Genomic DNA, 24,204 nt, shown 5'->3' on the forward strand with positions numbered 1-24,204 from the left:
CATTTACTCCATTGCGCGGTTGAACAACTGATTGTCAGAAGTTGACCTGGCTTGGGCCACCGTTGTCGCCGCGATCGTTGCTCACCGGTGTCGATGACTCAATCTGGCTTGGCACGGGTTTGGTTGGCGGCGGAGCGGTTTTATCTGCCGGCGGGAAGTACAACGGCCCTTTCAGACCACAGCCAGTCAGACTAAACAAAGTGATGAGAACGGCAAGCGTTCGAAAAACGTTTTTCATTATAGGTTGCCCGTAAGTTCATGCTTTCTGTTTCTATCATCGCAGGAGAAGGCACAAAAGCAAGAGTTAGCCGCTTTCCTGCAACGGGAATTATTTAGCGTTATACTGCCGCCATCACGAAAAACAGGAACAAAACCATGAATGACAGTGAATTCCATCGCCTGGCCGATACCCTGTGGCAGACCATTGAAGAGCGTCTGGACGACTGGGATGGCGACAGCGATATCGATTGTGAGATCAACGGCGGCGTGCTGACGCTGAGCTTCGAAAACGGCAGCAAGATTATTATTAACCGCCAGGAGCCGCTGCACCAGGTGTGGCTGGCGACAAAACAGGGTGGCTACCATTTTGATCTGAAAGGTGACGATTGGATTTGCGACCGCAGCGGCGAAGCGTTCTGGGATTTGCTGGAGCAGGCGGCGACGGGGCAGGCGGGCGAGGCGGTGAGTTTTCGCTAAATGAAAACATACCGTTTCTTTCTGGAAACGGTATTCACCGAAAATATTCCATCAATAGTAATTATCTTTTCTATTCATTAATAAAAACAGGCACGATCATCACCTCACATTGGTCCGTTAAAACCATTGATTTATTTTCAATGCGAGAACAATATTTCGCCTTGTATATTCAAAAACGTCAAATACATAATTTAAATAAATACATAACGAGGGAATGATATGTCTGACCTGGTTTATTTAACACTAAACGGCGATCTACAAGGTTTGATTTCTGCTGGCTGTTCCTCAATGAGTTCCATTGGAAATAAAGCTCAACTCGCACATGTTGATCAGATCATGGTCTATGCGCTGAAACACGCACTGTCGCGAGTCCAGAACGTTAATCATCAGGAATTAAGCATCGTCAAACCCATCGATAAATCCTCGCCTCTGTTAGGGAAAGCCATCAACGATAATGAAACGTTGAGTTGCGAATTTAGTATTTATCGTACTAACCGGGTGGGCATGCATGAGCTTTACTATAAAATAAAACTGACTAACGCCCACATTTCGCACTTTGAAACTGTAATCCCACACAGCGTGATTGAAAACGGTGCAGAGTCGCAGGAGAGAGTGTCATTCAGCTATGAGTCAATTACATGGGAACATTTCTCTGCCGGAACCAGTGCCTATAGCTTATGGAACGAACGGATTTTTTAATTTGATGGAGTTGTGACGATGAATCAATGGAACAATCAACCTGATAATTGGAATAATGATCCCTTTCATCCCTATCCCAGTTTGAATCCGCTGCTGGGAGATATGGCCAGATTCAATGAATCATTCATTACTGAAAGTCACCATATTCTCTTGCTGACGCTGGAAGAGGCACAAGGCGTTGTTGATGATCTACTCGGAAGAATTGATAACTTTTTCTCGTACCGGGCTGGGCCGGGGAACATCAAAGACTCAATAGACGGTTTTCATTTTCTCAATCGACTGACAACCTACTACAACCCCACAGGGCAATTGATCGTTAACTTTAAATCACTGGGTATTAAGGCAGTTGAGTACACGCTGAATGGTCATAGTTATATCAAAATTACGGGTTATCCTGGTCTGCGTCGTATTTTCCAGGGGACCCGCTATGGTGCTCGCAATGTACAGATGCTGGAAATGGGAGTTGGGAGGGTTGGATTCTTCGGTGCTATTACAGGAGGGATTAAATGTTGTATCTATTTTTCCCTGGCTTGGCGGGCAATAGAACTCATTTTTAAATCTGACTACACGCTAAATGACTTCCTGGTAGATGTTCCAATGGATGCAGTGAAGGCGATTGTTGCGGGTGTGGTGATTGGGTTCATTGGTGGGGTCGTTATGTTAATAAGCAGCTCAATTTTAATTGCTCCTGCTTGTATCATTGTCTTGGGAATTTTTGCGAACATTGGGTTAAATATTATAGATGACAAATTACACTTGTCTTCAGGGCTGAAAAAAGAGCTATTTAAAGCGATTCATGAAAGAAATAAAATCAGTGAATGGAATTTTCAACATAACAATCAATTTTCCAGCAATTTATTTATACAGGGATGGTAACAATGAAAAAAAACACAATACTAAGCTGGAAAATGTTTATCATTAGAAAAATTGCCTCTCTTTTTATAATGATAATATTCTCGCTATTAATTCTATTTATTATCAAGTCAGCCCCACTACGTAGTGTGATATCATTAATTAAACATAGTGATGTTGTTTTCAACTACGGTATGTCGATCGCATGCGTTGGAGGCTTACCATTTGCTATATATATGATTGGCCTTTCGTTACGTACTTTATTTCAGAAAAGAAGTACTCGTTCAGAACGACCAACCTTAGCAGGGAGTATATTTTTATTTTTCAGCATTATTATTTTGGGTGTATTTATTATCGCATCTTATTTAGTACCATTTTGGTTAATGTTCTCTGGTTATCATCCGTGTAGGGGGGACTCGATGCATGGGTACTTTGCTATTGATATAAATTTGTGTAAGACAATTATACCGCCAGCAGGTTTTTGGTAAAGCATTACAGTATTTCTGAATTTACTTATAAAGCCTTTGCCCGGTGGCGCTGCGCTTACCGGGCCTACGGTTCGAGGCATTGTAGGCCGGATAAGCAAAGCGCATCCGGCAAAAACGCCTCAGGAGAAATACTGCTGCAACAGCGGCTGATTGGCGTCCTCATTCATCGGCAACGGAGCAATCGTCTGGGTGCGGAACGGAATCACCTGCGCGCGGCCATCAACTTTCACAATCTGATAGAACTGCGGCAGGTTGAAGTTGATGAAGCTTGAGCCGTAGGTAAAGCGATCGTGTGAGGACGAATAGAAGCGGCTGACGTCGCGCACCAGCTCCTCTTTGCTGCCTTCGCAGTGGTGATACACCTCAGCGCGGTTGGTCTCATCCAGAATATAAATATTAAACCCGGATTCATCCCCCGCCTCTTCGAAGAAGAACTGAATAATCCCTTCGCTGGCAAAGCCATCCACCACCTGCGGCAGTTTAACGTGGTTGGTTTCCACCTGCACGGACAGGCCGTGAAGTTTGTTGTGGGAAATCGCGCCGTAGAACTCAATCGCGTTTTCCAGCTTCTGCACCGACACGTTCAGACGTTCAAAGAACAGACCCCAGGTCTGGCCGGAGACGCGCAGCGCTTTGAAGCGTCCGGTTTCCTGACGCGTACTCGACAGGCGCAGTTCGATGCATTCGGACACCAGCTGCTGCACGCGGGTGCGAATCAGACCACGCAGATGCTGGCTGTAGCAGAACACTTCCACGCTATCCGGCGGTGCGGCGTCCTGGTGCATTTTGCCGAGAATGGTTTTCAGGGCTTCGATCATCGCCTGCTCGCCGTTGAAGTGCAGGGTACGCACTTCGTTCCACGAGTTGCGATACAGCAGGTCAACGCTGCCCACCAGGCAGTTTTGCTGCTCGCCAAAGCTAAAGACATCCAGCTTGCGGAAATCAAAATGGACCACCTGATTGCGGAAGGCCGCCGTCGGGTCGTATTCCAGGTTGACGATAATCGCCAGATGGCGAATTTCACACGGGCTGTAGAGCGCTTTTGGCGTCGGCGCGGGCAGACGCAGCGGGAAGTGGTGCGACACATCGGCGACCATTTCCTGCAATTTAGCGAGATCGACGACGTCGTTGCCTTTGATAAACAGGCGGGTACGCGACGTCAGCAGGCCGTTGAACCAGGCCCAGGCCACCAGCTTATTGAGATAGCGGTTATATTCCAGCGGCTGATGGCTGATGATCGAATCCATGCTTGGCGCACGGTTGTACAGATACCAACCGGTGCGGTTGGCGCGGCCTGGCGGAACATAGATAAAGGTCAGGTTCGGTTCTGACAGGTCAGGCGAAATCTGCGGGTTCACCAGCGTGACTTTGCCCGGCAGCGCTTCGAACGCGGCGTACAGTTTACGGGTCAAGACACCGATATCCTGCGGGCTGGCGGAGACGCTGAGGTTGTTACGGCGGGCGAAGCGAATCAGGTTGCGGTAGCTCTGCATCATCGCATCGAGCAGTTCGTTGTGCGCTTCACGCACCTGATCGATTTTCCAGTTGGCGCGGTTATCGAGCATGGACAGACGCTCTTCGTCCCATCCCCACTCTTTGACTAACTGACTGACCACTTCACGACGCCAGCCAACGCATGCGCGTTCGCGGCTGAGTTTTTCACAGACTTTGAGATAGAAACATCGACGCACCAGGTCGAGACGCGTGGTGTCATCAATGGCTTTCAGGTATTCGGTGACGCGTTCGAGCATCATGCAGTAGGCATCGAGGCCGAAGGAGACGATCTCCCCGTCGTGCAGACGCTGTTTGATATCTTTCGCCAGCAGGCGTGGCGTCGGGTATTCCCAGGAGTAGGCTTCGAGCAGCAGGGTTTTCAGCACCGCTTTGTACGGTGAATCGATACTTTTATAGAGCTGCCACAGGCTCGCGCCAAAATACTCTTCGGCGGACAGGGAGCTTAAACCGCCCAGATCCAGCCATTCGTTTGGCGTCAGAACACCCTGAGAATAGAGCGACATGACGTAGTCGTCGTAATGCTCTTCTTCTTCGCACGGCACCATATTCCACAGAATACGCTTCCCGGCGAGACGCACGGCGCTACGGTAAAATTCGTCGAGCAGCAAAATGTGCTGCGTGGAGCCGCAGTCTTCACCGCCGAGACTGCCACTTTCGTTGTGGCGGAAACGGTTCTCATCAATCAGGAAGAAGCTCACTTCCACGCCGAGCGACGCCGCCCAGCTTTCCAGCAGGCTGCATTTACGCTGCAGCAGCTGACGCTCGTCGTTATCGAGCCAGGATTGATGGCAGACCCAGATATCCAGGTCAGAAGAGCAGCTTTGTCCTACGGACGAGGTACTCCCCATGGTGTAAACGCCGGTAATCGGCAGCTCACCTTTCGGGGATTCTTGCGGCGGCATACCGCGGTAGAGTTCCAGCTCGCTCAGATAGTGCTGCTGGGTTTCATCAGGCGTGAAAATACATATGCCCTGGGGAACGTTACCATCAAGGTAACCCGGCATCAGCGGATGGTGATAGTGCAGTAATGTTGGCAGCAGACTGTAAACCTGTTGGAAAGCAGGTCCCATGGCAGCAAGCGCACGATCCACGCGCAATTGATTTATGGCATCCAGTCTCTGTTTCAGAGTCTCAATATAGAGGTACAAGACATATCGCCTGATGTTGCCGGACGTAGCAATCGTTCAAAAGCGCGAATGATTACGAGCCCGCAGTATTTCAAAAAAGAACCGTTACCCTTTTTCGTCTCTCACTTTATGGTGGTAGCGACGAAAAAATGGTCTAAAACGTGATCAATTTAACACCTTGCCGATTGACCGTAAAGAAAGATGCGCTACATACAAGTGTAGCACCGTTCTGTACGTGTAAATTCCTTAATACGGCAGCGGGTGTCCTGCGCACCGCCTTGTCCCTCACCCCTTCATCGACCGTAAAACTGACATCCCAGAGTCAACAATGTTAGGATGGTCAGCGATTGATAATGACGGTAACAAGCATGTTAGACAATGTTTTGAGAATTGCCACACGCCAAAGCCCCCTTGCGCTCTGGCAGGCACAATATGTTAAGCAGCGCCTCGAAGCCTGCCATTCAGGGCTGCGTGTCGAACTGGTTCCGATGGTGACGCGCGGCGATGTGATCCTTGATACCCCTCTCGCGAAAGTGGGCGGAAAAGGCCTGTTTGTCAAAGAGCTGGAAGTTGCACTGCTTGAGAATCGCGCCGATATCGCCGTCCATTCCATGAAAGATGTTCCGGTCGAATTCCCTGAGGGATTGGGCCTGGTGACGATTTGCGAGCGCGAAGATCCGCGCGATGCGTTCGTCTCCAACCACTACGCCTCCCTCGATGATTTACCTCTCGGGAGCGTGGTTGGCACGTCAAGTTTACGCCGCCAGTGTCAGCTGGCTGAACGCCGTCCGGATCTGGTGATTCGCTCCCTGCGCGGTAACGTCGGGACGCGTCTCGGCAAACTGGATAACGGTGATTACGACGCCATTATTCTGGCGGTAGCGGGCCTGAAGCGTCTGGGGCTGGAGTCTCGTGTGCGTGTCGCCCTTCCGCCTGAGCTTTCCCTTCCAGCTGTCGGCCAGGGCGCGGTAGGAATTGAGTGTCGTCTTGATGACGAGCGCACCCGCAGCCTGCTCGCCCCGCTCAATCACGACGAGACCGCGATTCGCGTTCAGGCAGAGCGTGCGATGAATACCCGTCTGGAAGGCGGCTGTCAGGTGCCGATTGGCAGCTATGCTGAATTAACCGACGGTGAACTCTGGCTGCGTGCGTTGGTTGGCGCGCCGGACGGTTCACAGATGGTGCGCGGTGAACGCCGCGGCCCGGCAGCAGACGCCGAAGCGCTCGGCATTTCTCTGGCCGAAGAGCTGCTGAATAACGGCGCACGTGAGATCCTGGCAGACGTCTACAACGGAGAACCACCAGCATGAGTATTCTCGTCACCCGCCCTTCTCCCGCAGGAGAGCAGTTAGTGAGCCGTCTGCGCGCACTGGGGCAGGTGGCATGGAGTTTTCCGCTGATTGAGTTCTCCCCGGGTCGGCAGCTCTCTGCGCTCGCCGACCATCTTTATGCCCTGAAGGAAGGCGATTTGGTTTTCGCCTTATCGCAACACGCCGTAGAATTTGCTCACGCCCAACTGCAGCAAGAGAAGCAAAGCTGGCCGACTGCGCCACGCTATTTCGCCATTGGACGCACCACCGCCCTGGCCCTGCATGCGGTCAGCGGAATTGACGTTCAATACCCGTTAGATCGGGAAATCAGCGAAATCTTGCTACAATTACCTGAATTACAAACTGTTGCGGGTAAGCGCGCACTGATCCTTCGCGGGAACGGCGGTCGTGAATTACTGGGTGAAACCTTAAGCGCCCGTGGGGCTGACGTGACCTTCTGCGAATGCTACCAGCGCTGTGCCAAATATTATGATGGTGCAGAGGAAGCGATGCGCTGGCACACGCGCGGCGTGGATACGGTGGTCATCACCAGCGGCGAAATGCTCCAGCAGCTCTGGTCGCTGATTCCGCAATGGTATCGTGAAAACTGGTTACTCCGCTGTCGACTTCTGGTCGTCAGCGAGCGTCTGGCGAACCTCGCCCGGGAACTGGGCTGGCAAGATATTCGGATCGCTGATAACGCCGACAACGATGCGCTGCTGCGCGCATTACAATAACTCTCATAATGGGAAGCCATAATGACGGAACAAGAAAAATCCTCCGCCGTGGTTGAAGAGACCAGGGAGACTGTGGCCACCCCGCCGCAGCCAGAGAAGACTGAACAGATTGTTGAGAAAAAAAACGGCAGCAATAAAACCAGCCTCGCGCTGAGCGCGATCGCTATCGCCATTGCCCTGGCGGCCGGTGTCGGTTTGTACGGTCTGGTGAAAAAGCAGGCCACTAACCAGACAATGACCAGCGATGCGCTGGTGAATCAAATCACTGCCCTGCAAAAAGCGCAGGAGACGCAGAAAACCGAGCTGGAAGGCGTGATCAAGCAGCAATCTACGCAGCTGGCCGAAGCCCATTCCCGTCAGGAAGAGCTGACCAAACAGCTCGGCGAAGTGCAGCAGAAAGTGGCGACCATTTCCGGGACCGATGCCAAAACCTGGCTGCTCTCTCAGGCGGATTTCCTGGTCAAACTGGCCGGGCGTAAGCTGTGGAGCGATCAGGATGTCACCACTGCCGCCGCGCTGCTGAAAAGCGCCGACGCCAGCCTGGCCGACATGAACGACCCAAGCCTGATCGTCGCCCGTCGCGCGATTACCGAAGACATCGCCAGCCTCGGCGCGGTTTCGCAGGTGGATTACGACGGCATTATTCTCAAGGTCAATCAACTGGCTAACTCGATTGATAACCTGCGTCTCGCGGATAACAACGACGACGACTCCCCAATGGATTCCGACGGCACCGAGCTGTCGAGCTCCCTGAGCGAGTGGCGCATCAACCTGCAGAAAAGCTGGCAGAACTTCATGGACAGCTTTATCACCGTCCGCCGCCGAGACGAAACCGCCGTTCCGCTGTTAGCGCCGAATCAGGATGTCTATCTGCGCGAGAACATCCGCTCCCGCCTGCTGGTTGCCGCGCAGGCCGTGCCGCGTCATCAGGAAGAGACCTACAAACAGGCGCTGGATAATGTTTCGACGTGGGTGCGTGCTTACTACGACACCAGCGATGCCACCACCACCGCGTTCCTGGACGATGTCGATAAGCTCAGTCAGCAGAACATCACCATGAACGTCCCGGACAAACTGGAAAGCCAGCCGATTCTGGAGAAACTGATGCAAACCCGCGTGCGCAACCTGCTGGCTCAGCCAGGCGTGGCCGCACAGCCGGATGCAGCAGCCCCTGCGCCTGCCCCTGAAAGCGCACCTCAAGGAGAGTGATCATGTTAAAAGTCTTATTACTCTTCTTATTGCTGATCGCCGGGATCGTCCTTGGACCTCTGATTGCAGGTCACCAGGGCTATGTCCTGATCCAGACCGATAACTACAACATCGAAACCAGCGTCACGGGTCTGGTGATCATCTTGATCCTGACCATGGTGGTGCTGTTTGCGATCGAATGGATCCTGCGCCGCATCTTCCGTACCGGGGCGCATACCCGCGGCTGGTTCGTCGGACGCAAACGCCGTCGCGCGCGCAAACAGACCGAACAGGCGCTGCTCAAACTCGCGGAAGGCGATTATCAGCAGGTTGAAAAGCTGATGTCGAAAAATGCCGATCACGCCGAGCAGCCGGTGGTGAACTATCTGTTAGCCGCCGAAGCCGCTCAGCAACGTGGGGATGAAGCGCGCGCGAATCAGCATCTTGAGCGCGCGTCGGAGCTGTCATCGAACGATCAGATCCCGGTAGAAATTACCCGCGTGCGCATTCAGCTGGCGCGTAACGAGAATCACGCTGCGCGTCATGGCGTTGACCGTCTGCTGGAGATCACCCCGCGTCATCCGGAAGTGCTGCGTCTGGCCGAGCAGGCTTATATCCGCACCGGCGCATGGGGTTCACTGCTGGATATCATTCCGTCGATGGCGAAAGCCGACGTGGGCGATGACGAGCATCGCGATGCGCTGCAGCGTCAGGCGTGGATTGGTCTGATGGATCAGGCGCGAGCCGATCTGGGCAGCGACGGTCTGAAAACCTGGTGGAAAAACCAGAGCCGCAAAACGCGTCAGCAGGTTCCGCTGCAGGTGGCGATGGCGGAGCATCTCATCGAATGTGACGATCATGACACGGCGCAGGAGATCATACTTGATGGCCTGAAACGTCAGTATGATGACCGTCTGGTGATGGTGATCCCACGTCTTCGGACCAACAATCCTGAGCAGATGGAAAAAATGCTGCGCCAGCAGATCAAAACCGTGGGCGACCGCCCGCTGCTGTGGAGCACGCTGGGCCAGTCGCTGATGAAGCACGGCGAATGGCAGGAGGCGAGCCTCGCCTTCCGCGCAGCGCTGAAACAGCGCCCGGACGCGTTTGATTACGCCTGGCTGGCTGACACGCTGGACAAGCAGCACAAGCCGGAAGAAGCCGCAGCCATGCGTCGCGACGGCCTGCTGTTAACCTTGCAGAATAACGGTCAGTAAGTTCAAGCACCGCGCATCAGGAGGCCTCAAGGCCTCCTTTTTTATGGCCGCTATTTCGGGCATCGCCCATAAAAAAACGCCTGCTATAAAAGCAGGCGTTAAACAGGTCTGTTTGACAACATATGTGGTGCTTCACTCAACGTTATGTCCATGGTGTTTGATGAGACCGAAGCGACATCTGTCTGTGGACGATAAGCACCTTAAATGGCTCTGCGTCATTCCTGAGTTTATGAGGCACTAAGGCGAACATAAGAGATGGAATGAGCATCTACACGTATATTATTGCACGTAACGTGCCAGGGTTACAGAAAGAAGTTTTACATTTCGCAACATGATAAGAAAAAAGGAATTTTTCTTTTAATGGGGGTATTCGGAGCAGCAGAAAGAGCTTCAAAACTGGCGCATGTGTCTCCTGAGAGCGACACAAATACCAATAAAGAAAAATAGTGATATAAAACAGTGAATTAGCTGTCTCTGAATCGCGACAAAGAGGGATGGCGTTGTCGGGAAATGACAACACAGGCACAAACCGCAGAAAACAAAAAACCCCGCCGAAGCGGGGTTCAAAATTGGTCGGCGAGAGAGGATTCGAACCTCCGACCCACTGGTCCCAAACCAGTTGCGCTACCAAGCTGCGCTACTCGCCGATGTACTGCTTTTTTGAATTTTTAGTTCAATTCTGTAAGTCGTGGTGCGAGGGGGGGGACTTGAACCCCCACGTCCGTTAAGACACTAACACCTGAAGCTAGCGCGTCTACCAATTCCGCCACCGTCGCAATGTCACAACTTATCAAATAATGGGGTGGCTAATGGGATTCGAACCCACGACAACTGGAATCACAATCCAGGGCTCTACCAACTGAGCTATAGCCACCACTACTTATTCTTTCACGCGGTATGTACTACTACCACCGCAGCTCGAACGCCAGACTACTTAATTGGCGCGCCCGACAGGATTCGAACCTGAGACCTCTGCCTCCGGAGGGCAGCGCTCTATCCAGCTGAGCTACGGGCGCTTAGCGCCGTTGCGGGGCTGGATATTACGGAGGTCTCGGTCTGCTGTCTAGTGCTTTTTCGAAAAAAATGCGCGTTTGGTTACGCTTTGTGCATTTTGTCGCTTATTACTCCACTTTCTGGATTTCAGCGTGGCGGCTGAGGCCAAAAAGCTTGTAGCCAATCGACACGGCGGCCATAAAGATAATCCCGACAAACAGCGACATGCGGGTGTCTTCATTGAAGTACATTCCGATCAGAACGCAAATCAGGAACGCCATCGTCGCATAGTTCGCCCATGGGAACAAAATGGAGCGGAACGGGTGGCTGGCAATCGCCTCTTTGTGCGCCTGACGGAAGCGCAGCTGGCTTATCAGAATCACAAACCACGGCACCATGCCCGGCAGCACGCTGGCGCTGTAGACGTAAACGAACACACGCTGCGGATTCGGGATAATGTAGTTCAGGCACGAGCCTATCAGCAGAATGACGATAGAAACCGTCACACCCGCCACAGGCACACCAGCGCGGGAGACTTTACCCATTGCCGCCGGCAGCTGACGGTTTTTCGCCAGCGCATAGAGCATACGGCCACAGCTGTACATCCCGCTGTTACAGCCCGACAGCGCCGCCGTCAGCACCACGAAGTTGATAATCCCTGCCGCCGCGGTAATCCCAATTTTGGCGAAGGTCAGCACGAACGGGCTGCCGGTGGTGCCAATCTGGTTCCACGGGAAGATGGTGACGATAACGAAAATCGCGCCCACGTAGAAAATCAGGATGCGCCACAGGACTTTGCCCACCGCGCTACGCAGGGTGACCTGCGGGTTTTTTGCTTCACCGGCAGTGATGCCGATCAGCTCCACGCCCTGATAGGACGCCACCACGATACAGAGCGCCGTCAGGAAGCCCTTCCAGCCGCCGGCAAAGAAGCCGCCGTGCTCGGTCAGGTTGCCAAAGCCAATCGACTGCCCGCCGTTGCCGAAGCCAAAGAAGATCACGCCAAGGCCAACCACAATCATCACGATAATGGTGGTGACTTTGATCATCGCAAACCAGAACTCGATTTCCCCGTACAGTCGCACGGCCGCCAGGTTTGCAAGCGCCACCAGCCCCACGGCGATGAGCGCGGGTATCCACTGCGCCATTTCCGGGAACCAGAACTGGACGTAGACCCCAATCGCGGTGATCTCCGATATCCCCACCGCCATCCACATAAACCAGTACGACCAGGCCGTGAGGTAGCCAAAGAACGGGCTCATGTATTTGTGCGCGTAAACGGCGAATGAACCGGCGACCGGCTCAAGGAACAGCATTTCGCCCATCGAGCGCATGATGAAGAAGACGAACAGCCCGGCGACGATATACGCCAACAGTACAGACGGACCAGCCCATTTGAGCGTGCTGGCGGAGCCCATAAACAGGCCAACGCCGATAGTGCCGCCCAGCGCTATCAATTCTATGTGACGAGCTTCCAGCCCACGCTGAAGCTCAGGTTTTTTCTCTGCCATAAATCCTCGGTTGTGTTTGCTGTTGCCCGGCTTTTGCCGGTTATTATTTTTGGGTACTGAAATACGGGGAGGAATGGTTTCTTAAATCCTGCCAAATGGCAAACGAAGCATTAAAAAAATGAACGTATTGCACAGAAACGCAGCAGTTTTGCAGGTGGGTTGCAGCGCGAATAGCACATCGCGCTACATTTTGATTACATTTTGCCGGTGTAGTGCCAGGCGAGGTAACGCAGGAGTTTGATCTGTCGTTTGATGCGGCTCGGCTGGGACAGGAGGCGATACAACCACTCCAGGCCTAAGTTCTGCCACACTTTTGGCGCGCGCTTCACATGGCCAGTAAAGACGTCGTAGGTGCCGCCAACGCCCATATACAGCGCATTCGGACAAACCAGACGGCAGTCGCGCATCAGGATTTCCTGGCGCGGTGAGCCCATCGCCACAGTCACGATTTTCGCCCCGCTGTCGCGGATGCGCTCAAACAGCGCCTGCCTGTCTTCCGGTTTGAAGTAGCCGTCCTGACTGCCCACGATGTTAACATTCCACTGCGCGCGGAGCTTCTGCTCCGTCTGCGCCAGCACATCGGGTTTGCCGCCAATCAGGAACACCGGCGTGCCGTCCTGCCCTGCCCGCGCCATCAGCTCTTCCCACAGATCGGCCCCCGCGACGCGCGAAACCTGCGCCTGCGGGAACTTCTTGCGGATCGAACGGACGACGCTGATGCCGTCAGCGTATTTAAACTCGGCGGCTTCAATCAGGCTTTTCACTTCCGCGTTATCTTCAACGGCCAGCATTTTTTCAGCGTTAATCGCCACCAGCGTACCGGATTTGATCTGCCCATCAGCGCAGAGATAATCCAGCGCGTGCTGCATATCGCGCCAGCCAATCAGTTTCAGTCCGCGCAGGGTATACACTGGCGCAGAGGTATTGTCAGTCATGATTATCCTTACTCAGACCTGGGAAAGTGTTCGGGTTGTGCGCGTCAGGCGACGGTGAATCAGGCCCGCGCTGTCAAACAGCCAGTACAGCAGTTTCGCCAGTAGCAGGCAGAGACCGAAGACCACCATGAAAAAGACCACGCGCGAGACAAATGAATCCAGCCCCTCACGCGCCAGCACGATCATATTGAAAATGGCACCAAAACAGAAACTGTGCAAAATCGCCGCCTTGTAGCGGTTGGTCTCTTCGTTCCCGCGCACATACAGCCAGTCGAACCATTTGATGATAAGCCCTACAGCCAGGGCGCCCGGCAGGATAAACCATACGCCGCCCATCACCACCAGCGAACCAATCAGCGTCGGGGAGATCGCAAGGCCGGAGTGATTATTCAGCACTTCCCAGGTGAAGTAGTTCGCCGTGTTCAGCACCACGCCTGGCCGGTCTGGCCATAGCCAGGTCGGGATAAAGACGTAGAAATCACGCACGATGGGCGCCAGCCCCTGGAAGTCGATTTTGTCGTAGTTTTGCAGGAGCAGCGCCAGGTTTTCCCACGGCGAGAAGGTGTCGCGAGTGAGGTACAGGAAGGTGTAAAACGCCTCGTCACCGCTCACGTCCATGCCGTAGCGTTTAAGCGCCAGCCAGAACATGCCGACGATGCCAAACACCCCTGCGGCAACCAGCATCCATAGCGAGATCCAGCCGCGGATGATGCCGATGAACAGGAAGATCGCGAAGGCAATGATGATGTTGGCGCGCGTTCCGCCCACAATCATGTAGGTCAACAGACCAAACGCCACCGTGCTCACCAGGAAGAACAGCCAGGCTTTGCTGTCCTGGCGCAGGAAGTAGATGACCAGCATTGCCGGGATGAAGAAATAGAAGAAACGCTTAAGTGCCACGCCGGAGACTTCGGCGGAAAATATCTGGCTGTAGGAGTGCAGTTTGAACAGCAAAAAGCCGTTATGCATGAAGAAAATACCGACGCTGACCAGGGCGATAATCATCAGCATCACCCAGGTCAGATGCGTTTCCACCCGGTTCATGGTGAACAGCGGGCGGCGCGGCGCGTGGTTCGCCGGGCGTAAGCGCGTTTTGTAAGTCACGTAATACACGGCATAGAAACAGGTGGCGGAGAGCAACGCCTGCATCAGAATTTCCGGCGGCGCGACGCTGACGTCAAAGCGGAAGACCAGAATGCTGGTCAGCGGAAAGCCGAAGAAGAAGGTCAGCAGGAACAGCAGCGAGAAGAAGACGTTGAAGTTAAAACGCACGCGGCGGAACTCAAACCAGGTGAGCGTGGCGATAAACAGCGAGGCCAGAAGCCAGATCACCAACAGGCCGCTAAATTGCAACTGGCTCATGCCTTCTCTCCTGCAGCAATCCGCAGCGCCTGATGCCAGGGCGTGAGGAAATTCGGGCTGAAAAAGTCGATGGCATTTTTATCCACCAACGCCAGCTGGCGCTGTGCTTCACGCACCACGTCGTCATTCAGTTCATCGGTAGTGAACAGCACCGGAATGTGCTGCTCGGCCATATCCTGCCAGAACGGATTCTCACGGTTCAGCACGCACGGCACTCCGGCCTGAATCAGCAGACACAGCGTGCCAATCCCCTGCTGACGGGCAAAAATGAAGTACCCAAGATCGCATTTTCGCAGCAGAGCCAGGTAATCATCAAACTCCAGCTTATCGCTGAGGATCTGCAGATTCTCCGGGCTAAACAGCGCCAGACCGCTCTGACGCACCTCTGAAATGTACGCGTCATTATTTGCAGGATAGCCCATCGGCACGATCACGTTCACCGTATCGCCAAACTGTTGATGGACGGCCTTCAGCGCCGCGATGTGTTCATTGCTGCGATCGCCGGAGTTACCTACCAGAATGGTCAGTTTGCCTTCCCGCTGCGCCTCGTTCGCCATATTGTTCAGCGCCGGGTCCATGCGGGTCGGGAAATAGAGTAATTCGCCGCGCACGTTGGGGTGCTGCTTCGCAAAATAGTTCAGGTCGCCGCGGGTGGCAAACACGCAGCCAACGCGGCCCTGAGCCATCCGGCGCAGAGGATAGAACAGGCGGAATTTCCAGCCGCAGGAGACTTCATACAGATCCGCGCCCCAGATATGCCAGTTAAACTGCGCGGGCTTGATGCCGCCTTTCAGCAACGCCAGCCACAGGCCGGTATTAAACTGGCCGTGGAAAAAGAAACGCTGCTCGCGATTCGCTTTGGCTTTGGCGATCACCGCCTTTGCCAGCGCGGATTTGTCCGGCCAGAAGCTTATCGACAGCGCAGGACAGGCGGCACTCAGCCCATTATCCTGGCCCGCGACCATAAACTCGCGCGCGTCGGCGCTGCCGGTCGCCAGCGAGTCATTAAAAAACTGTAATACTGTGCGGTTGTGATGCGGAATATCCGAACCCAACACGTGAATCAGTGCAGTCATGCGCGTCTACGCCAAAGTAAAAATACGCCGCAACAGGCAGCGAAATAGACAATGTAAGTGGCCATGTAGGCCTGAGCTGCGCCCAGCGCACCATGCGTTGGGATCAGCCAGTGAGAGAACGCGGTCAGCAGCGTGAACTGGCTGATCTCCGCCAGGATATAGAGTCGCAGAGAAGCTTTGGCAATCACCAGATAGCCGAAAACGTAAGCACCCACTTTCAGTACATCACCCACCAGCTGCCAGGCGAACAGGTCGCGCATCGCGGTAAATTTCGCGGAGAACAGCAGCCAGATAGCGACGTCACGCAGCAGCCAGACGGTCAGACTCGCGGCGGCCACGGCAGGCAGCACGAAGCGCAGGGAGCGGCCGATTTCGCGGGTGATGTCTTCACGAGAGGCCAGGCGCGACAGCGTCGGCAGCAGGTAGACGCTAAACGAGGCGGTGATGAACTGGAGATAAGCGTCAGAAATACTGCTCACCCCTTGCCAGATCCCTACTTCATCCCAGCTGTAATGCGCCGCCAGCAGGTTTCGCATCATCACATAGGCCACGGGAAGCGTGACGGAGGTGATCAGCGCCATCAGGGTGAATTTCCCCAACTGCCCGGCCAGCATTTTGTCCCACTGCGGTTTGAGATAGCTCAGCGGAATGGTGCGTCTGCGCATCAGCATAAACGCGGCAGGAATGACCACCAGCGCCGGAACCAGCGCCAGGCCCAGCAGCGCGCCTTCATAGCCGCCGAGACGATAGCAGACGTAATAGGCGACGACGCCGATAAGGCTCCCCAGAATCAGCGCCAGCGCATTCCCGGCGGCGTCGCGGAAGCCTTTCATCAGCGCTAACAGCAGGTTAGCCCAGGCGATTCCCATCTGCACCAGCGCGACCAGACGCACCAGCCCCTGATAATGAGTATTGCCAAACAGCCCCTGACTGATAGGCGCAGCAGCCAGTAAAAAGACGATGGCCAGCAGCGTGGAAAAACCTAAGACCATCGCCGAGGACGTCCCGACCACCCTGCGCAGCGCCGCCGCATCATCGTGATGCTGCGCCACGTATTTGGTGACACCGTTGAAGATTCCGGCCCCGGCGAGAACGCCGAGCACGGTCACAAGCTGGCGGAAGTTTCCGGCCTGTCCGACACCGGACGGGCCAAAGGAGACCGCCAGCAGTTTAACCACCAGCAGCCCTGCGCCAATCTTGACGAGCGTGGACGCGGCGGTCCACACCGATGCTTTCGCCAGAGACATATCAGCGGAAGTAGCTCAGAAGGGTATTAATCACCGTGCGCTGATTGACCGGCGCGAGGTTGTAGAACAGCGGCAGACGAAGCAAACGCTCACTTTCTTTGGTGGTGTAGCGATCTTCACCGACAAACTGACCGAAGGCTTCACCCGCCGGGCTGGAGTGCAGCGGGATGTAATGGAACACCGCCATGATCTCCGCCTCTTTCAGGTAGGCGATCAGGTTGCTGCGGTCATCGTTGTCGCGCAGTTTGATGTAAAACATGTGCGCGTTGTGAACGCAGTCTGCCGGAATGGTCGGCAGCTCGATGCGCCCTTGCTGCGCCAGCGGCGCGAAGGCATCGTAATAGGTCTGCCACAGGGACAGACGCTGCTGGTTGATGCGCTCGGCCGCTTCAAGCTGCGCCCAGAGATAGGCGGCCTGCAGATCGGCCATCAGATAGCTGGAGCCGATATCGCGCCAGGTGTATTTATCGACCTGCCCGCGGAAGAACTGGCTGCGGTTGGTGCCTTTCTCGCGAATCACTTCGGCGCGTTCCACCAGCGCACGGTCGTTGATCAGCGTCGCGCCACCTTCACCGCCTGCGGTGTAGTTTTTGGTTTCGTGGAAGCTAAAGCAGCCGATGTGGCCGATCGTACCCAGAGCGCGGCCTTTGTAGGTGGACATCACGCCCTGCGCGGCATCTTCCACCACGAACAGGTTGTGCTTTTTGGCGATGGCCATGATGGTGTCCATCTCACACGCCACACCCGCGTAGTGAACCGGCACAATCGCCCGCGTTTTGTCGGTGATCGCCGCTTCAATCAGGGTTTCGTCGATGTTCATCGTATCCGGGCGGACATCAACAAAGATAATTTTTGCGCCACGCAGAACGAACGCGTTCGCCGTCGAAACAAAGGTGTAGCTCGGCATGATGACTTCGTCACCCGGCTTGATGTCCAGCAGCAGCGCGGCCATCTCGAGGGACGCCGTGCAGGACGGCGTCAGCAGCACTTTGGCGCTGTGAAAACGCTGCTCCATCCACTGCTGACAGCGACGGGTAAATCCGCCGTCGCCGCAGAGTTTGCCGCTGCCCATGGCAGACTGCATGTAATCAAGTTCAGTGCCCACAACGGGAGGCGCGTTAAATGGAATCATCTTGTCACCTGTATAGCCAGTAAGCGGTCGCATCAATGTTGCCACCGCTTGCAATGTAACGTTTAAGCGCGGCGGTGTTACCCAGTTGGGTCGCCACCCGCAATGTTGATACCTGACGCTGCGCGGCCCAGTGAAGCGCCGCCTGCATCAGTTTGTCCCCCATCCCGCGACCGGCGAGCAGGCCGATACGTGCTTCGCTCTCACTCAGCTGGCGCAGAGAGACAAATGCCTCAATCTCGCCGCTGCTGGCGCGGAAAACCAGGCACTCATGGTCGAAGGTGCCTTTAACGGCGTTTTCAATCCACTGCGCGTAAAACCGACCGCTGGCGTCGGGCGCATACCAGGGCGCACGAAAGCGGCTCTGGGCAAAAGCCAGGGCTGCCATCTGGCGCAGCGCGGGAATATCCCGCTCCGTTGCCACTTCAGCTTCTGTCGGAGCGTGCTGCGTGACGGCGATGGTCAGATCGACTTCACCTTCCACCAGCTGAAAACCGAGCTTTTGCAGGGCATCTAACCAGTCGGCACGTCCCGCCGGGATTTTGGCCTGTACGCGCTGCCACGGCGTGAAATCCGCCGTCGTCAGTGCCGGAGCATCGTCGCGAAAGCGCACCACCGCCGAGGAGAGACCAAAAAAATCGGTCTCCCAGGTGAGCGGTTCAATACTGGCGTGGACGGGCACGAAGTAGCTCCAGCAGATACTGGCCATAGCCTGTTTTAGAGAGTCGGCTGGCGGCGCGTTTCACGCCTTCGTCGTCCAGCCAGCCATTGCGCCAGGCGATCTCTTCCAGGCAGGCAATTTTAAATCCTTGACGTTTTTCGACGGTCTGTACGAACGTACTGGCTTCAATCAGGCTGTCGTGAGTACCGGTATCAAGCCAGGCAAAGCCACGGCCCAGCAATTCGACGGTCAGCTTTCCATCCTCCAGATACATCTGGTTAATGGAGGTGATCTCGAGTTCGCCGCGTTCAGAAGGTTTCACCCGTTTCGCATAATCGACCACGTTGCTGTCGTAGAAATAGAGCCCCGTGACGGCCCAGTTCGATTTAGGGTCTTTGGGTTTTTCTTCCAGACTGATGGCGCGGAAATTATCATCAAACTCCACCACCCCAAAACGTTCAGGGTCCATAACCTGGTAACCGAAAACCGTCGCGCCTTCAGAACGTGCCGCGACATGACGCAGTTTAGGACTAAACCCCTGACCAAAAAAGATATTATCGCCAAGCACCAGGCAGGAAGGCTCGCCGTTTAAAAACGCTTCGCCAATGATAAAAGCCTGAGCCAGACCGTCCGGGCTCGGTTGCTCGGCGTAACTCAGTTCAATGCCAAACTCTGAACCATCACCCAGAAGACGCTGATAGGAGGCTTTATCTTCCGGCGTCGTGATGATCAGAATCTCGCGAATACCTGCCAGCATAAGCACTGAAAGCGGATAGTAAATCATGGGCTTATCGTAAATCGGCAGAAGCTGTTTCGACACGCCTCTTGTGATCGGATGCAGTCGCGTACCGGATCCACCCGCCAGAACAATACCTTTCATCAGATTTCTCCTGCGTTATCCCTGTAGACCCAGTCGCTCGCCCTGATAGCTCCCATCCTGAACCTGTTTCCACCAGGTCTCGTTTGCGAGATACCACTCCACCGTTTTACGAATACCGCTCTCAAAGGTTTCTTGCGGTATCCAGCCCAGTTCGCGCTCAATCTTCGATGCATCAATAGCATAACGAAGATCGTGCCCGGGGCGATCGGCGACGTAAGTAATCAAATCACGATAATGGTTCACGCCTGCAGGTTTTGCCGGAACCAGATCCTCCAGCAGATCGCAGATCGTCGTCACCACATCCAGATTTTTGCGTTCGTTATGACCGCCGATGTTATAGGTTTCGCCAGGTTTACCCTGCGTAGCCACCAGATACAGCGCTCTGGCATGGTCTTCAACATGCAGCCAGTCGCGAATTTGCTGCCCATTGCCATAAACAGGCAGGGCTTTTCCGGCAACGGCATTCAGTATGATCAGTGGAATAAGTTTTTCAGGGAAATGGTACGGACCATAATTGTTGGAACAGTTGGTCACCAGAGCGGGCAGTCCGTAGGTTCTCTGCCATGCGCGCACCAAATGATCGCTACTGGCTTTCGAAGCAGAATAAGGGCTGCTTGGCGCATAAGGCGTTGTTTCTGTGAAGTAATCATCGGTTGAATGCAGGTCGCCGTACACTTCGTCCGTCGAGATGTGATGGAATCGGAACTGGGCTTTTTTATCGCCAGATAGTCCCGCCCAGAATTCACGGGCACTCTCGAGCAGCGTGTAGGTGCCAACGATGTTGGTCTCGATAAACACTGCAGGGCCGTCGATGGAGCGGTCCACGTGGCTTTCAGCGGCCAGATGCATGACGGCGTCTGGCTGGTATGTCGCGAATATCCTTTTTAGGGCGTCGCGATCGCAAATATCCACCTGCTCAAACGCAAAGCGCAAATCATCCGCGACCGGGGCCAGAGAGGCCAGGTTGCCGGCATAGGTCAATTTGTCCACCACCACCACGGAGTCCGTGGTGTTTTGGATAATGTGGCGGACAACCGCAGAGCCGATAAACCCTGCGCCGCCGGTAATCAGGATCCGTTTCAACGCCACACCCCTTTGGTATCAACGATAAACTTCTGCTGCACCGCGTCGCCGCTGATGGCTTTGAACTCTTTGTGATCCACCAGCAGGACCAGCACATCGGCCGTTTTCAGAGCGTCATCGAGCGTGGCGAGCTGACAGTGCCCCGCCAGTTTCTTCGGCAGGGTATGAATATTTGGCTCAACGACCAGCGTTTCGCCCGTGTGCCAGGTGGCAATCATCTCGGCGATGCCCATCGCCGGGCTTTCGCGCAGATCGTCGATGTTCGGTTTAAACGCCAGACCAAAGCAGGCAATTTTGACTTCGCTGGCGCGCTTGCCGCTTTCGGCGAGGCAATCCGCCACCGTGGCTTTCACCTGGTTCATCACCCAATGCGGTTTGCCGTCGTTCACTTCGCGGGCGGTGCGGATCAGGCGCGCCTGATCGGGGTTTTGCGCCACGATGAACCACGGGTCTACGGCGATACAGTGCCCGCCGACGCCTGGGCCCGGCTGGAGAATGTTGACGCGCGGATGGCGGTTCGCCAGGCGGATCAGTTCCCAGACATTAATCCCCTGGTCGGCGCAAATCAGCGACAGTTCGTTGGCGAAAGCGATGTTCACGTCGCGGAAGCTGTTTTCGGTCAGCTTGCACATTTCCGCCGTGCGTGAGTTAGTGACCACACACTCGCCTTCGAGGAAGATGTTGTAGAGTTCGCTGGCGCGCGCAGAACAGACGGGCGTCATGCCGCCAATCACGCGGTCGTTTTTAATCAGCTCAACCATCACCTGGCCCGGCAGAACGCGCTCCGGGCAATAGGCGATATTGATATCAGCCTGCTCGCCCGCCTGCTGCGGGAAGGTCAAATCAGGGCGGGCTTCGGCCAGCCACTGCGCCATCTGCTCGGTCGCCCCGACAGGAGAGGTCGACTCCAGAATCACCAGTGCGCCTTTCTTCAACACCGGGGCGATGGATTTGGCCGCCGCTTCGACGTACACCATATCCGGCTCATGCTCGCCTTTAAACGGCGTTGGCACGGCAATCAGATAGGCATCGGCTTCGACGGGCGTCGTGCTGGCTTTCAGGAAACCGCCTTCGACGGCGGTTTTGACCACTTTGTCGAGATCCGGCTCCACAATATGAATTTCACCACGGTTAATGGTATCTACCGCATGCTGGTTGATATCCACCCCGATAACCTGCTTTTGACGTGAAGCAAAGGCGGCCGCAGTCGGTAGTCCAATGTAGCCAAGACCAATGACAGAGATGGTAGAAAAACTCATAGCGTTACCCGATTATGTTTAAGTGCATGCAAAATACGGCTGCAGGCCTGCCCGTCACCATAAGGATTATGGGCGTGGCTCATCGCCTGATACTCTTTTTCATCGTGCAGCAGGCGTGTGACCTCTGCCACCAGATGTTTGGTGTCGGTTCCCACCAGGCGCACCGTTCCGGCTTTGATCGCCTCCGGGCGCTCGGTGGTTTCGCGCATCACCAGCACCGGTTTACCCAGTGATGGGGCCTCTTCCTGAATGCCGCCGGAATCCGTCAGGATCAGCCAGGCGTGGTTCATCAGCCAGACGAACGGCAAGTAGTCCTGCGGCTCAATCAGGATCACGTTCTCGATATGACCCAGAATACGATTCACCGGCTCGCTGACGTTAGGGTTGAGGTGGACCGGATAGACGATCTGCACGTCCGGGTTTTGCGCGGCGATTTCCGCCAGCGCGTGGCAGATTTGCTCAAACCCGCGGCCAAAGCTCTCGCGGCGGTGGCCCGTCACCAAAATCATCTTTTTGCCTGCGGTAAGGAACGGATAGCGCACCGCCAGTTCTTCACGCAGGTCGTCGCTCGCCATCACGCGATCGCGCACCCAAATCAGGGCATCAATCACCGTGTTGCCGGTGACGAAAATTTTGTCGTCGCGAATGTTTTCGCGCAGCAGGTTCTGCCGGGAGTTTTCGGTTGGCGCGAAGTGATACATCGCCAGATGGCCGGTGAGCGTGCGGTTGGCCTCTTCAGGCCATGGGGAATAGAGGTCGCCAGTGCGTAAACCAGCTTCAACGTGCCCGACCGGAATGCGCTGATAGAACGCGGCCAGACTGGTAGCGATAGTGGTGGTGGTATCGCCGTGAACCAGAACGACGTCTGGTTTAAATGATTCCAGAATAGGTTTTAACCCTTCCAGAATACGACAGGTAATTTCGGTCAATCCCTGTCCCGGTTTCATAATATTAAGATCGTAATCCGGAACAATGGAAAAGAGATTTAAAACCTGATCAAGCATCTCCCGATGCTGCGCGGTGACGCAAACTTTCGCCTCAAACCAGGGATCATTTGCCAGCGCATGGACCAGCGGCGCCATCTTGATGGCTTCCGGCCTTGTGCCAAATACGGTAAGTACTTTCACATCGATTCTCTTCGATTAGGTGATGAAGGCCGGAGCCTTCATCGTAGACGGCGTTCTTAATTTGTGCGACGACGTGTTAACGCCACGCCTGCGCCCGTCAGTGCGCCCACAATCCCCCACATAATCATCAGGAATGCGCGACGCGGACTATCGCGTTTTACAGGTTCTTCAGGCGTTCGCAAATAACGATAGGTCTGAAAACGCGGATCCAGTGTTGGACCCACATTCAGGGTGTTAAGCATGGCGCGGTTCTGGTCGTAGTCGAGATCGAAATCTGGCCCGACGGCCTGCAGGTTTTCAAGACGCGCCTGCAGCATCGGGCGGCCCAGCAGGAACATTTCGGAATCCGGCAGCTCGTCGGCCGGAACGTCTGTTTCACTGCGGGAGATATTGCGCTGCTCGGCGATTTTCAGCGCCTGTTCAATATTATGGACGCGGCGGGAGAAAATGGCTTTTGCCACCTCTTCCTGACGTTTAACCTGCGCCTTCATTTGAATGGTGCGCGCGGCCCATGCGCCTTTCAGCTCATCGTTCAGATGGCTCGCAGCCCGCTGGCTGGCGAAGGCGACATACTGGCGAAGCAGATTGTTCGCGTCCGGCGCGGTTTCAGCAATCAGCTTAACGTTGTCGTTGATGTTGCGCAGCACATCGCCTGGCGTGAACTGGATGTTGTTGATCAGGTCATCCAGCAGGGCGGCGTCGGCTTTACTGTTACCGACCATGCGCTGTTTGTAGTAGTCCGTCTGGGACCAGAAGTCGCGGCGAGTATCCCAGGAGGCCAGCTGCATGATGAACTCTTTGTAGGATTCATCCATCACAGAGGGCTGGTCCGAAGAGGCCAGATTGGCTTTGATATCGAGGTTACGCAGGAACTGCTGCTGCGAATAGAAACCGCCCAACATGTTTACCGTTGGTCGATCGGTGATCGCGGTTGCGCTCCACTCTTGTTTCGCAAAAAAGGTGTACGCCAGCGCCAGCAGCGCGAACCCCAGTGCGATTCCTGCAATCCACAGCTTGCCCGCCCATAAAACACGAAACAAACCACGAATATCCAGCTCGTTCTCAGTTACCACTGATTTCGTTCCCGCCAACGGTTGAGTCATCACAGTCCC

At 54.8% G+C, this 24,204-nt stretch carries 22 protein-coding genes and 4 tRNA genes; 8 read left to right on the top strand and 18 right to left on the bottom strand.

Annotation, left to right across the window (positions count from 1 at the left end):
* Positions 1 to 34 precede the first annotated feature (34 nt).
* Entirely contained in the window at positions 35 to 238 is a 204-nt protein-coding gene (gene lptM / locus AC3WS9_RS21460) for an LPS translocon maturation chaperone LptM (RefSeq protein ID WP_282493916.1), read from the bottom strand.
* A gap of 137 nt (positions 239 to 375) precedes the next feature.
* Between lptM and cyaY the strand changes: the two genes are divergently transcribed.
* The 4 genes from cyaY to AC3WS9_RS21480 all read left to right on the top strand — a co-directional run bounded on the left by cyaY (position 376) and on the right by AC3WS9_RS21480 (position 2,735).
* Entirely contained in the window at positions 376 to 696 is a 321-nt protein-coding gene (gene cyaY, locus AC3WS9_RS21465) for an iron donor protein CyaY (protein ID WP_492490223.1), read from the top strand.
* A 219-nt stretch (positions 697 to 915) separates the two neighbouring features.
* Complete coding sequence (locus tag AC3WS9_RS21470) at positions 916 to 1,395, top strand: Hcp family type VI secretion system effector (protein ID WP_282493914.1); 480 nt, start codon at positions 916 to 918, stop codon at positions 1,393 to 1,395.
* Positions 1,396 to 1,413: 18 nt separating this feature from the next.
* Positions 1,414 to 2,271 (top strand): hypothetical protein, encoded by an 858-nt coding sequence (locus tag AC3WS9_RS21475; RefSeq protein ID WP_492490224.1) that lies wholly within the window; start codon positions 1,414 to 1,416, stop codon positions 2,269 to 2,271.
* A gap of 170 nt (positions 2,272 to 2,441) precedes the next feature.
* On the top strand, positions 2,442 to 2,735 hold the full coding sequence (locus AC3WS9_RS21480) for a DUF1240 domain-containing protein (protein WP_492490355.1): 294 nt from the start codon (positions 2,442 to 2,444) through the stop codon (positions 2,733 to 2,735).
* A 119-nt stretch (positions 2,736 to 2,854) separates the two neighbouring features.
* Here AC3WS9_RS21480 and cyaA read toward each other — a convergent pair whose 3' ends face one another.
* Entirely contained in the window at positions 2,855 to 5,398 is a 2,544-nt protein-coding gene (gene cyaA, locus AC3WS9_RS21485; protein WP_492490225.1) for a class I adenylate cyclase, read from the bottom strand.
* Between the two features lie 347 nt (positions 5,399 to 5,745).
* Here cyaA and hemC point away from each other — a divergent pair, with 347 nt between their 5' ends.
* The 4 genes from hemC to hemY are packed head-to-tail and all read left to right on the top strand — an operon-like array spanning position 5,746 to position 9,829.
* Positions 5,746 to 6,687 carry a hydroxymethylbilane synthase gene (gene hemC, locus AC3WS9_RS21490; protein WP_285148776.1) on the top strand — a complete coding sequence of 314 codons (942 nt, stop codon included), beginning with the start codon at positions 5,746 to 5,748 and terminating at the stop codon, positions 6,685 to 6,687.
* Positions 6,684 to 7,424 (top strand): uroporphyrinogen-III synthase, encoded by a 741-nt coding sequence (hemD, locus tag AC3WS9_RS21495; protein ID WP_282493910.1) that lies wholly within the window; start codon positions 6,684 to 6,686, stop codon positions 7,422 to 7,424. The genes hemC and hemD overlap by 4 nt, the downstream gene beginning before the upstream one ends.
* A 21-nt stretch (positions 7,425 to 7,445) precedes the next feature.
* Positions 7,446 to 8,633 carry a uroporphyrinogen-III C-methyltransferase gene (hemX, locus tag AC3WS9_RS21500; protein WP_282493909.1) on the top strand — a complete coding sequence of 396 codons (1,188 nt, stop codon included), beginning with the start codon at positions 7,446 to 7,448 and terminating at the stop codon, positions 8,631 to 8,633.
* A 2-nt stretch (positions 8,634 to 8,635) separates the two neighbouring features.
* Positions 8,636 to 9,829, top strand: a complete 1,194-nt coding sequence (hemY, locus tag AC3WS9_RS21505) for a protoheme IX biogenesis protein HemY (RefSeq protein WP_282493908.1) — start codon at positions 8,636 to 8,638, stop codon at positions 9,827 to 9,829.
* A 570-nt stretch (positions 9,830 to 10,399) separates the two neighbouring features.
* Here hemY and AC3WS9_RS21510 read toward each other — a convergent pair.
* The 16 genes from AC3WS9_RS21510 to wzzE form a co-directional block, all read right to left on the bottom strand.
* A tRNA-Pro gene (locus AC3WS9_RS21510) sits at positions 10,400 to 10,476 on the bottom strand.
* A gap of 42 nt (positions 10,477 to 10,518) precedes the next feature.
* A tRNA-Leu gene (locus tag AC3WS9_RS21515) sits at positions 10,519 to 10,605 on the bottom strand.
* Positions 10,606 to 10,627: 22 nt separating this feature from the next.
* Positions 10,628 to 10,703 (bottom strand) — tRNA-His (locus AC3WS9_RS21520).
* A 65-nt stretch (positions 10,704 to 10,768) separates the two neighbouring features.
* Positions 10,769 to 10,845, bottom strand: a tRNA-Arg gene (locus AC3WS9_RS21525).
* 105 nt (positions 10,846 to 10,950) lie between these two features.
* The gene (thrP, locus tag AC3WS9_RS21530; RefSeq protein WP_282493907.1) at positions 10,951 to 12,333 is read right to left on the bottom strand and encodes a bifunctional threonine/serine APC transporter ThrP; all 1,383 of its coding nucleotides are present in this window, start codon (positions 12,331 to 12,333) and stop codon (positions 10,951 to 10,953) included.
* A 194-nt stretch (positions 12,334 to 12,527) separates the two neighbouring features.
* Positions 12,528 to 13,268 carry a lipopolysaccharide N-acetylmannosaminouronosyltransferase gene (gene wecG, locus AC3WS9_RS21535; protein WP_282493906.1) on the bottom strand — a complete coding sequence of 247 codons (741 nt, stop codon included), beginning with the start codon at positions 13,266 to 13,268 and terminating at the stop codon, positions 12,528 to 12,530.
* 12 nt (positions 13,269 to 13,280) lie between these two features.
* The gene (gene wzyE / locus AC3WS9_RS21540; protein ID WP_492490226.1) at positions 13,281 to 14,630 is read right to left on the bottom strand and encodes an ECA oligosaccharide polymerase; all 1,350 of its coding nucleotides are present in this window, start codon (positions 14,628 to 14,630) and stop codon (positions 13,281 to 13,283) included.
* The gene (locus AC3WS9_RS21545; RefSeq protein ID WP_492490227.1) at positions 14,627 to 15,706 is read right to left on the bottom strand and encodes a TDP-N-acetylfucosamine:lipid II N-acetylfucosaminyltransferase; all 1,080 of its coding nucleotides are present in this window, start codon (positions 15,704 to 15,706) and stop codon (positions 14,627 to 14,629) included. The genes wzyE and AC3WS9_RS21545 overlap by 4 nt, the downstream gene beginning before the upstream one ends.
* On the bottom strand, positions 15,703 to 16,953 hold the full coding sequence (gene wzxE / locus AC3WS9_RS21550; protein ID WP_492490228.1) for a lipid III flippase WzxE: 1,251 nt from the start codon (positions 16,951 to 16,953) through the stop codon (positions 15,703 to 15,705). Before wzxE ends, AC3WS9_RS21545 begins: the two co-directional genes overlap by 4 nt.
* A 1-nt stretch (position 16,954) precedes the next feature.
* Positions 16,955 to 18,085 (bottom strand): dTDP-4-amino-4,6-dideoxygalactose transaminase, encoded by a 1,131-nt coding sequence (rffA, locus tag AC3WS9_RS21555; RefSeq protein ID WP_282493902.1) that lies wholly within the window; start codon positions 18,083 to 18,085, stop codon positions 16,955 to 16,957.
* A 4-nt stretch (positions 18,086 to 18,089) separates the two neighbouring features.
* Positions 18,090 to 18,791: a dTDP-4-amino-4,6-dideoxy-D-galactose acyltransferase gene (gene rffC / locus AC3WS9_RS21560; protein ID WP_492490229.1), complete on the bottom strand. Its 702-nt coding sequence runs from the start codon at positions 18,789 to 18,791 to the stop codon at positions 18,090 to 18,092.
* Entirely contained in the window at positions 18,742 to 19,623 is an 882-nt protein-coding gene (gene rfbA, locus AC3WS9_RS21565) for a glucose-1-phosphate thymidylyltransferase RfbA (protein ID WP_492490230.1), read from the bottom strand. The genes rffC and rfbA overlap by 50 nt, the downstream gene beginning before the upstream one ends.
* 15 nt (positions 19,624 to 19,638) lie before the next feature.
* Positions 19,639 to 20,706 carry a dTDP-glucose 4,6-dehydratase gene (rffG, locus tag AC3WS9_RS21570; RefSeq protein ID WP_492490231.1) on the bottom strand — a complete coding sequence of 356 codons (1,068 nt, stop codon included), beginning with the start codon at positions 20,704 to 20,706 and terminating at the stop codon, positions 19,639 to 19,641.
* A complete protein-coding gene (gene wecC, locus AC3WS9_RS21575) occupies positions 20,703 to 21,965 on the bottom strand; it encodes a UDP-N-acetyl-D-mannosamine dehydrogenase (protein ID WP_285145529.1) in 1,263 nt (420 codons plus the stop codon). The genes rffG and wecC overlap by 4 nt, the downstream gene beginning before the upstream one ends.
* On the bottom strand, positions 21,962 to 23,092 hold the full coding sequence (gene wecB / locus AC3WS9_RS21580) for a non-hydrolyzing UDP-N-acetylglucosamine 2-epimerase (protein ID WP_282493897.1): 1,131 nt from the start codon (positions 23,090 to 23,092) through the stop codon (positions 21,962 to 21,964). Before wecB ends, wecC begins: the two co-directional genes overlap by 4 nt.
* 56 nt (positions 23,093 to 23,148) lie before the next feature.
* Positions 23,149 to 24,195, bottom strand: a complete 1,047-nt coding sequence (gene wzzE / locus AC3WS9_RS21585; RefSeq protein WP_282493896.1) for an ECA polysaccharide chain length modulation protein — start codon at positions 24,193 to 24,195, stop codon at positions 23,149 to 23,151.
* Positions 24,196 to 24,204: the final 9 nt, after the last annotated feature.

It is taken from the genome of Lelliottia sp. EB106-05-01-XG201, from assembly GCF_058791735.1.

Excerpts from the sequence above, each read along its gene's own strand:
- lptM (WP_282493916.1), bottom strand. The coding sequence starts at position 238 with ATGAAAAACGTTTTTCGAACGCTTGCCGTTCTCATCACTTTGTTTAGT.
- cyaY (WP_492490223.1), top strand. The coding sequence starts at position 376 with ATGAATGACAGTGAATTCCATCGCCTGGCCGATACCCTGTGGCAGACC.
- AC3WS9_RS21470 (WP_282493914.1), top strand. The coding sequence starts at position 916 with ATGTCTGACCTGGTTTATTTAACACTAAACGGCGATCTACAAGGTTTG.
- AC3WS9_RS21475 (WP_492490224.1), top strand. The coding sequence starts at position 1,414 with ATGAATCAATGGAACAATCAACCTGATAATTGGAATAATGATCCCTTT.
- AC3WS9_RS21480 (WP_492490355.1), top strand. The coding sequence starts at position 2,442 with ATGTCGATCGCATGCGTTGGAGGCTTACCATTTGCTATATATATGATT.
- hemC (WP_285148776.1), top strand. The coding sequence starts at position 5,746 with ATGTTAGACAATGTTTTGAGAATTGCCACACGCCAAAGCCCCCTTGCG.
- hemD (WP_282493910.1), top strand. The coding sequence starts at position 6,684 with ATGAGTATTCTCGTCACCCGCCCTTCTCCCGCAGGAGAGCAGTTAGTG.
- hemX (WP_282493909.1), top strand. The coding sequence starts at position 7,446 with ATGACGGAACAAGAAAAATCCTCCGCCGTGGTTGAAGAGACCAGGGAG.
- hemY (WP_282493908.1), top strand. The coding sequence starts at position 8,636 with ATGTTAAAAGTCTTATTACTCTTCTTATTGCTGATCGCCGGGATCGTC.
- thrP (WP_282493907.1), bottom strand. The coding sequence starts at position 12,333 with ATGGCAGAGAAAAAACCTGAGCTTCAGCGTGGGCTGGAAGCTCGTCAC.
- wecG (WP_282493906.1), bottom strand. The coding sequence starts at position 13,268 with ATGACTGACAATACCTCTGCGCCAGTGTATACCCTGCGCGGACTGAAA.
- wzyE (WP_492490226.1), bottom strand. The coding sequence starts at position 14,630 with ATGAGCCAGTTGCAATTTAGCGGCCTGTTGGTGATCTGGCTTCTGGCC.
- AC3WS9_RS21545 (WP_492490227.1), bottom strand. The coding sequence starts at position 15,706 with ATGACTGCACTGATTCACGTGTTGGGTTCGGATATTCCGCATCACAAC.
- wzxE (WP_492490228.1), bottom strand. The coding sequence starts at position 16,953 with ATGTCTCTGGCGAAAGCATCGGTGTGGACCGCCGCGTCCACGCTCGTC.
- rffA (WP_282493902.1), bottom strand. The coding sequence starts at position 18,085 with ATGATTCCATTTAACGCGCCTCCCGTTGTGGGCACTGAACTTGATTAC.
- rffC (WP_492490229.1), bottom strand. The coding sequence starts at position 18,791 with ATGGCCAGTATCTGCTGGAGCTACTTCGTGCCCGTCCACGCCAGTATT.
- rfbA (WP_492490230.1), bottom strand. The coding sequence starts at position 19,623 with ATGAAAGGTATTGTTCTGGCGGGTGGATCCGGTACGCGACTGCATCCG.
- wecC (WP_285145529.1), bottom strand. The coding sequence starts at position 21,965 with ATGAGTTTTTCTACCATCTCTGTCATTGGTCTTGGCTACATTGGACTA.
- wzzE (WP_282493896.1), bottom strand. The coding sequence starts at position 24,195 with ATGACTCAACCGTTGGCGGGAACGAAATCAGTGGTAACTGAGAACGAG.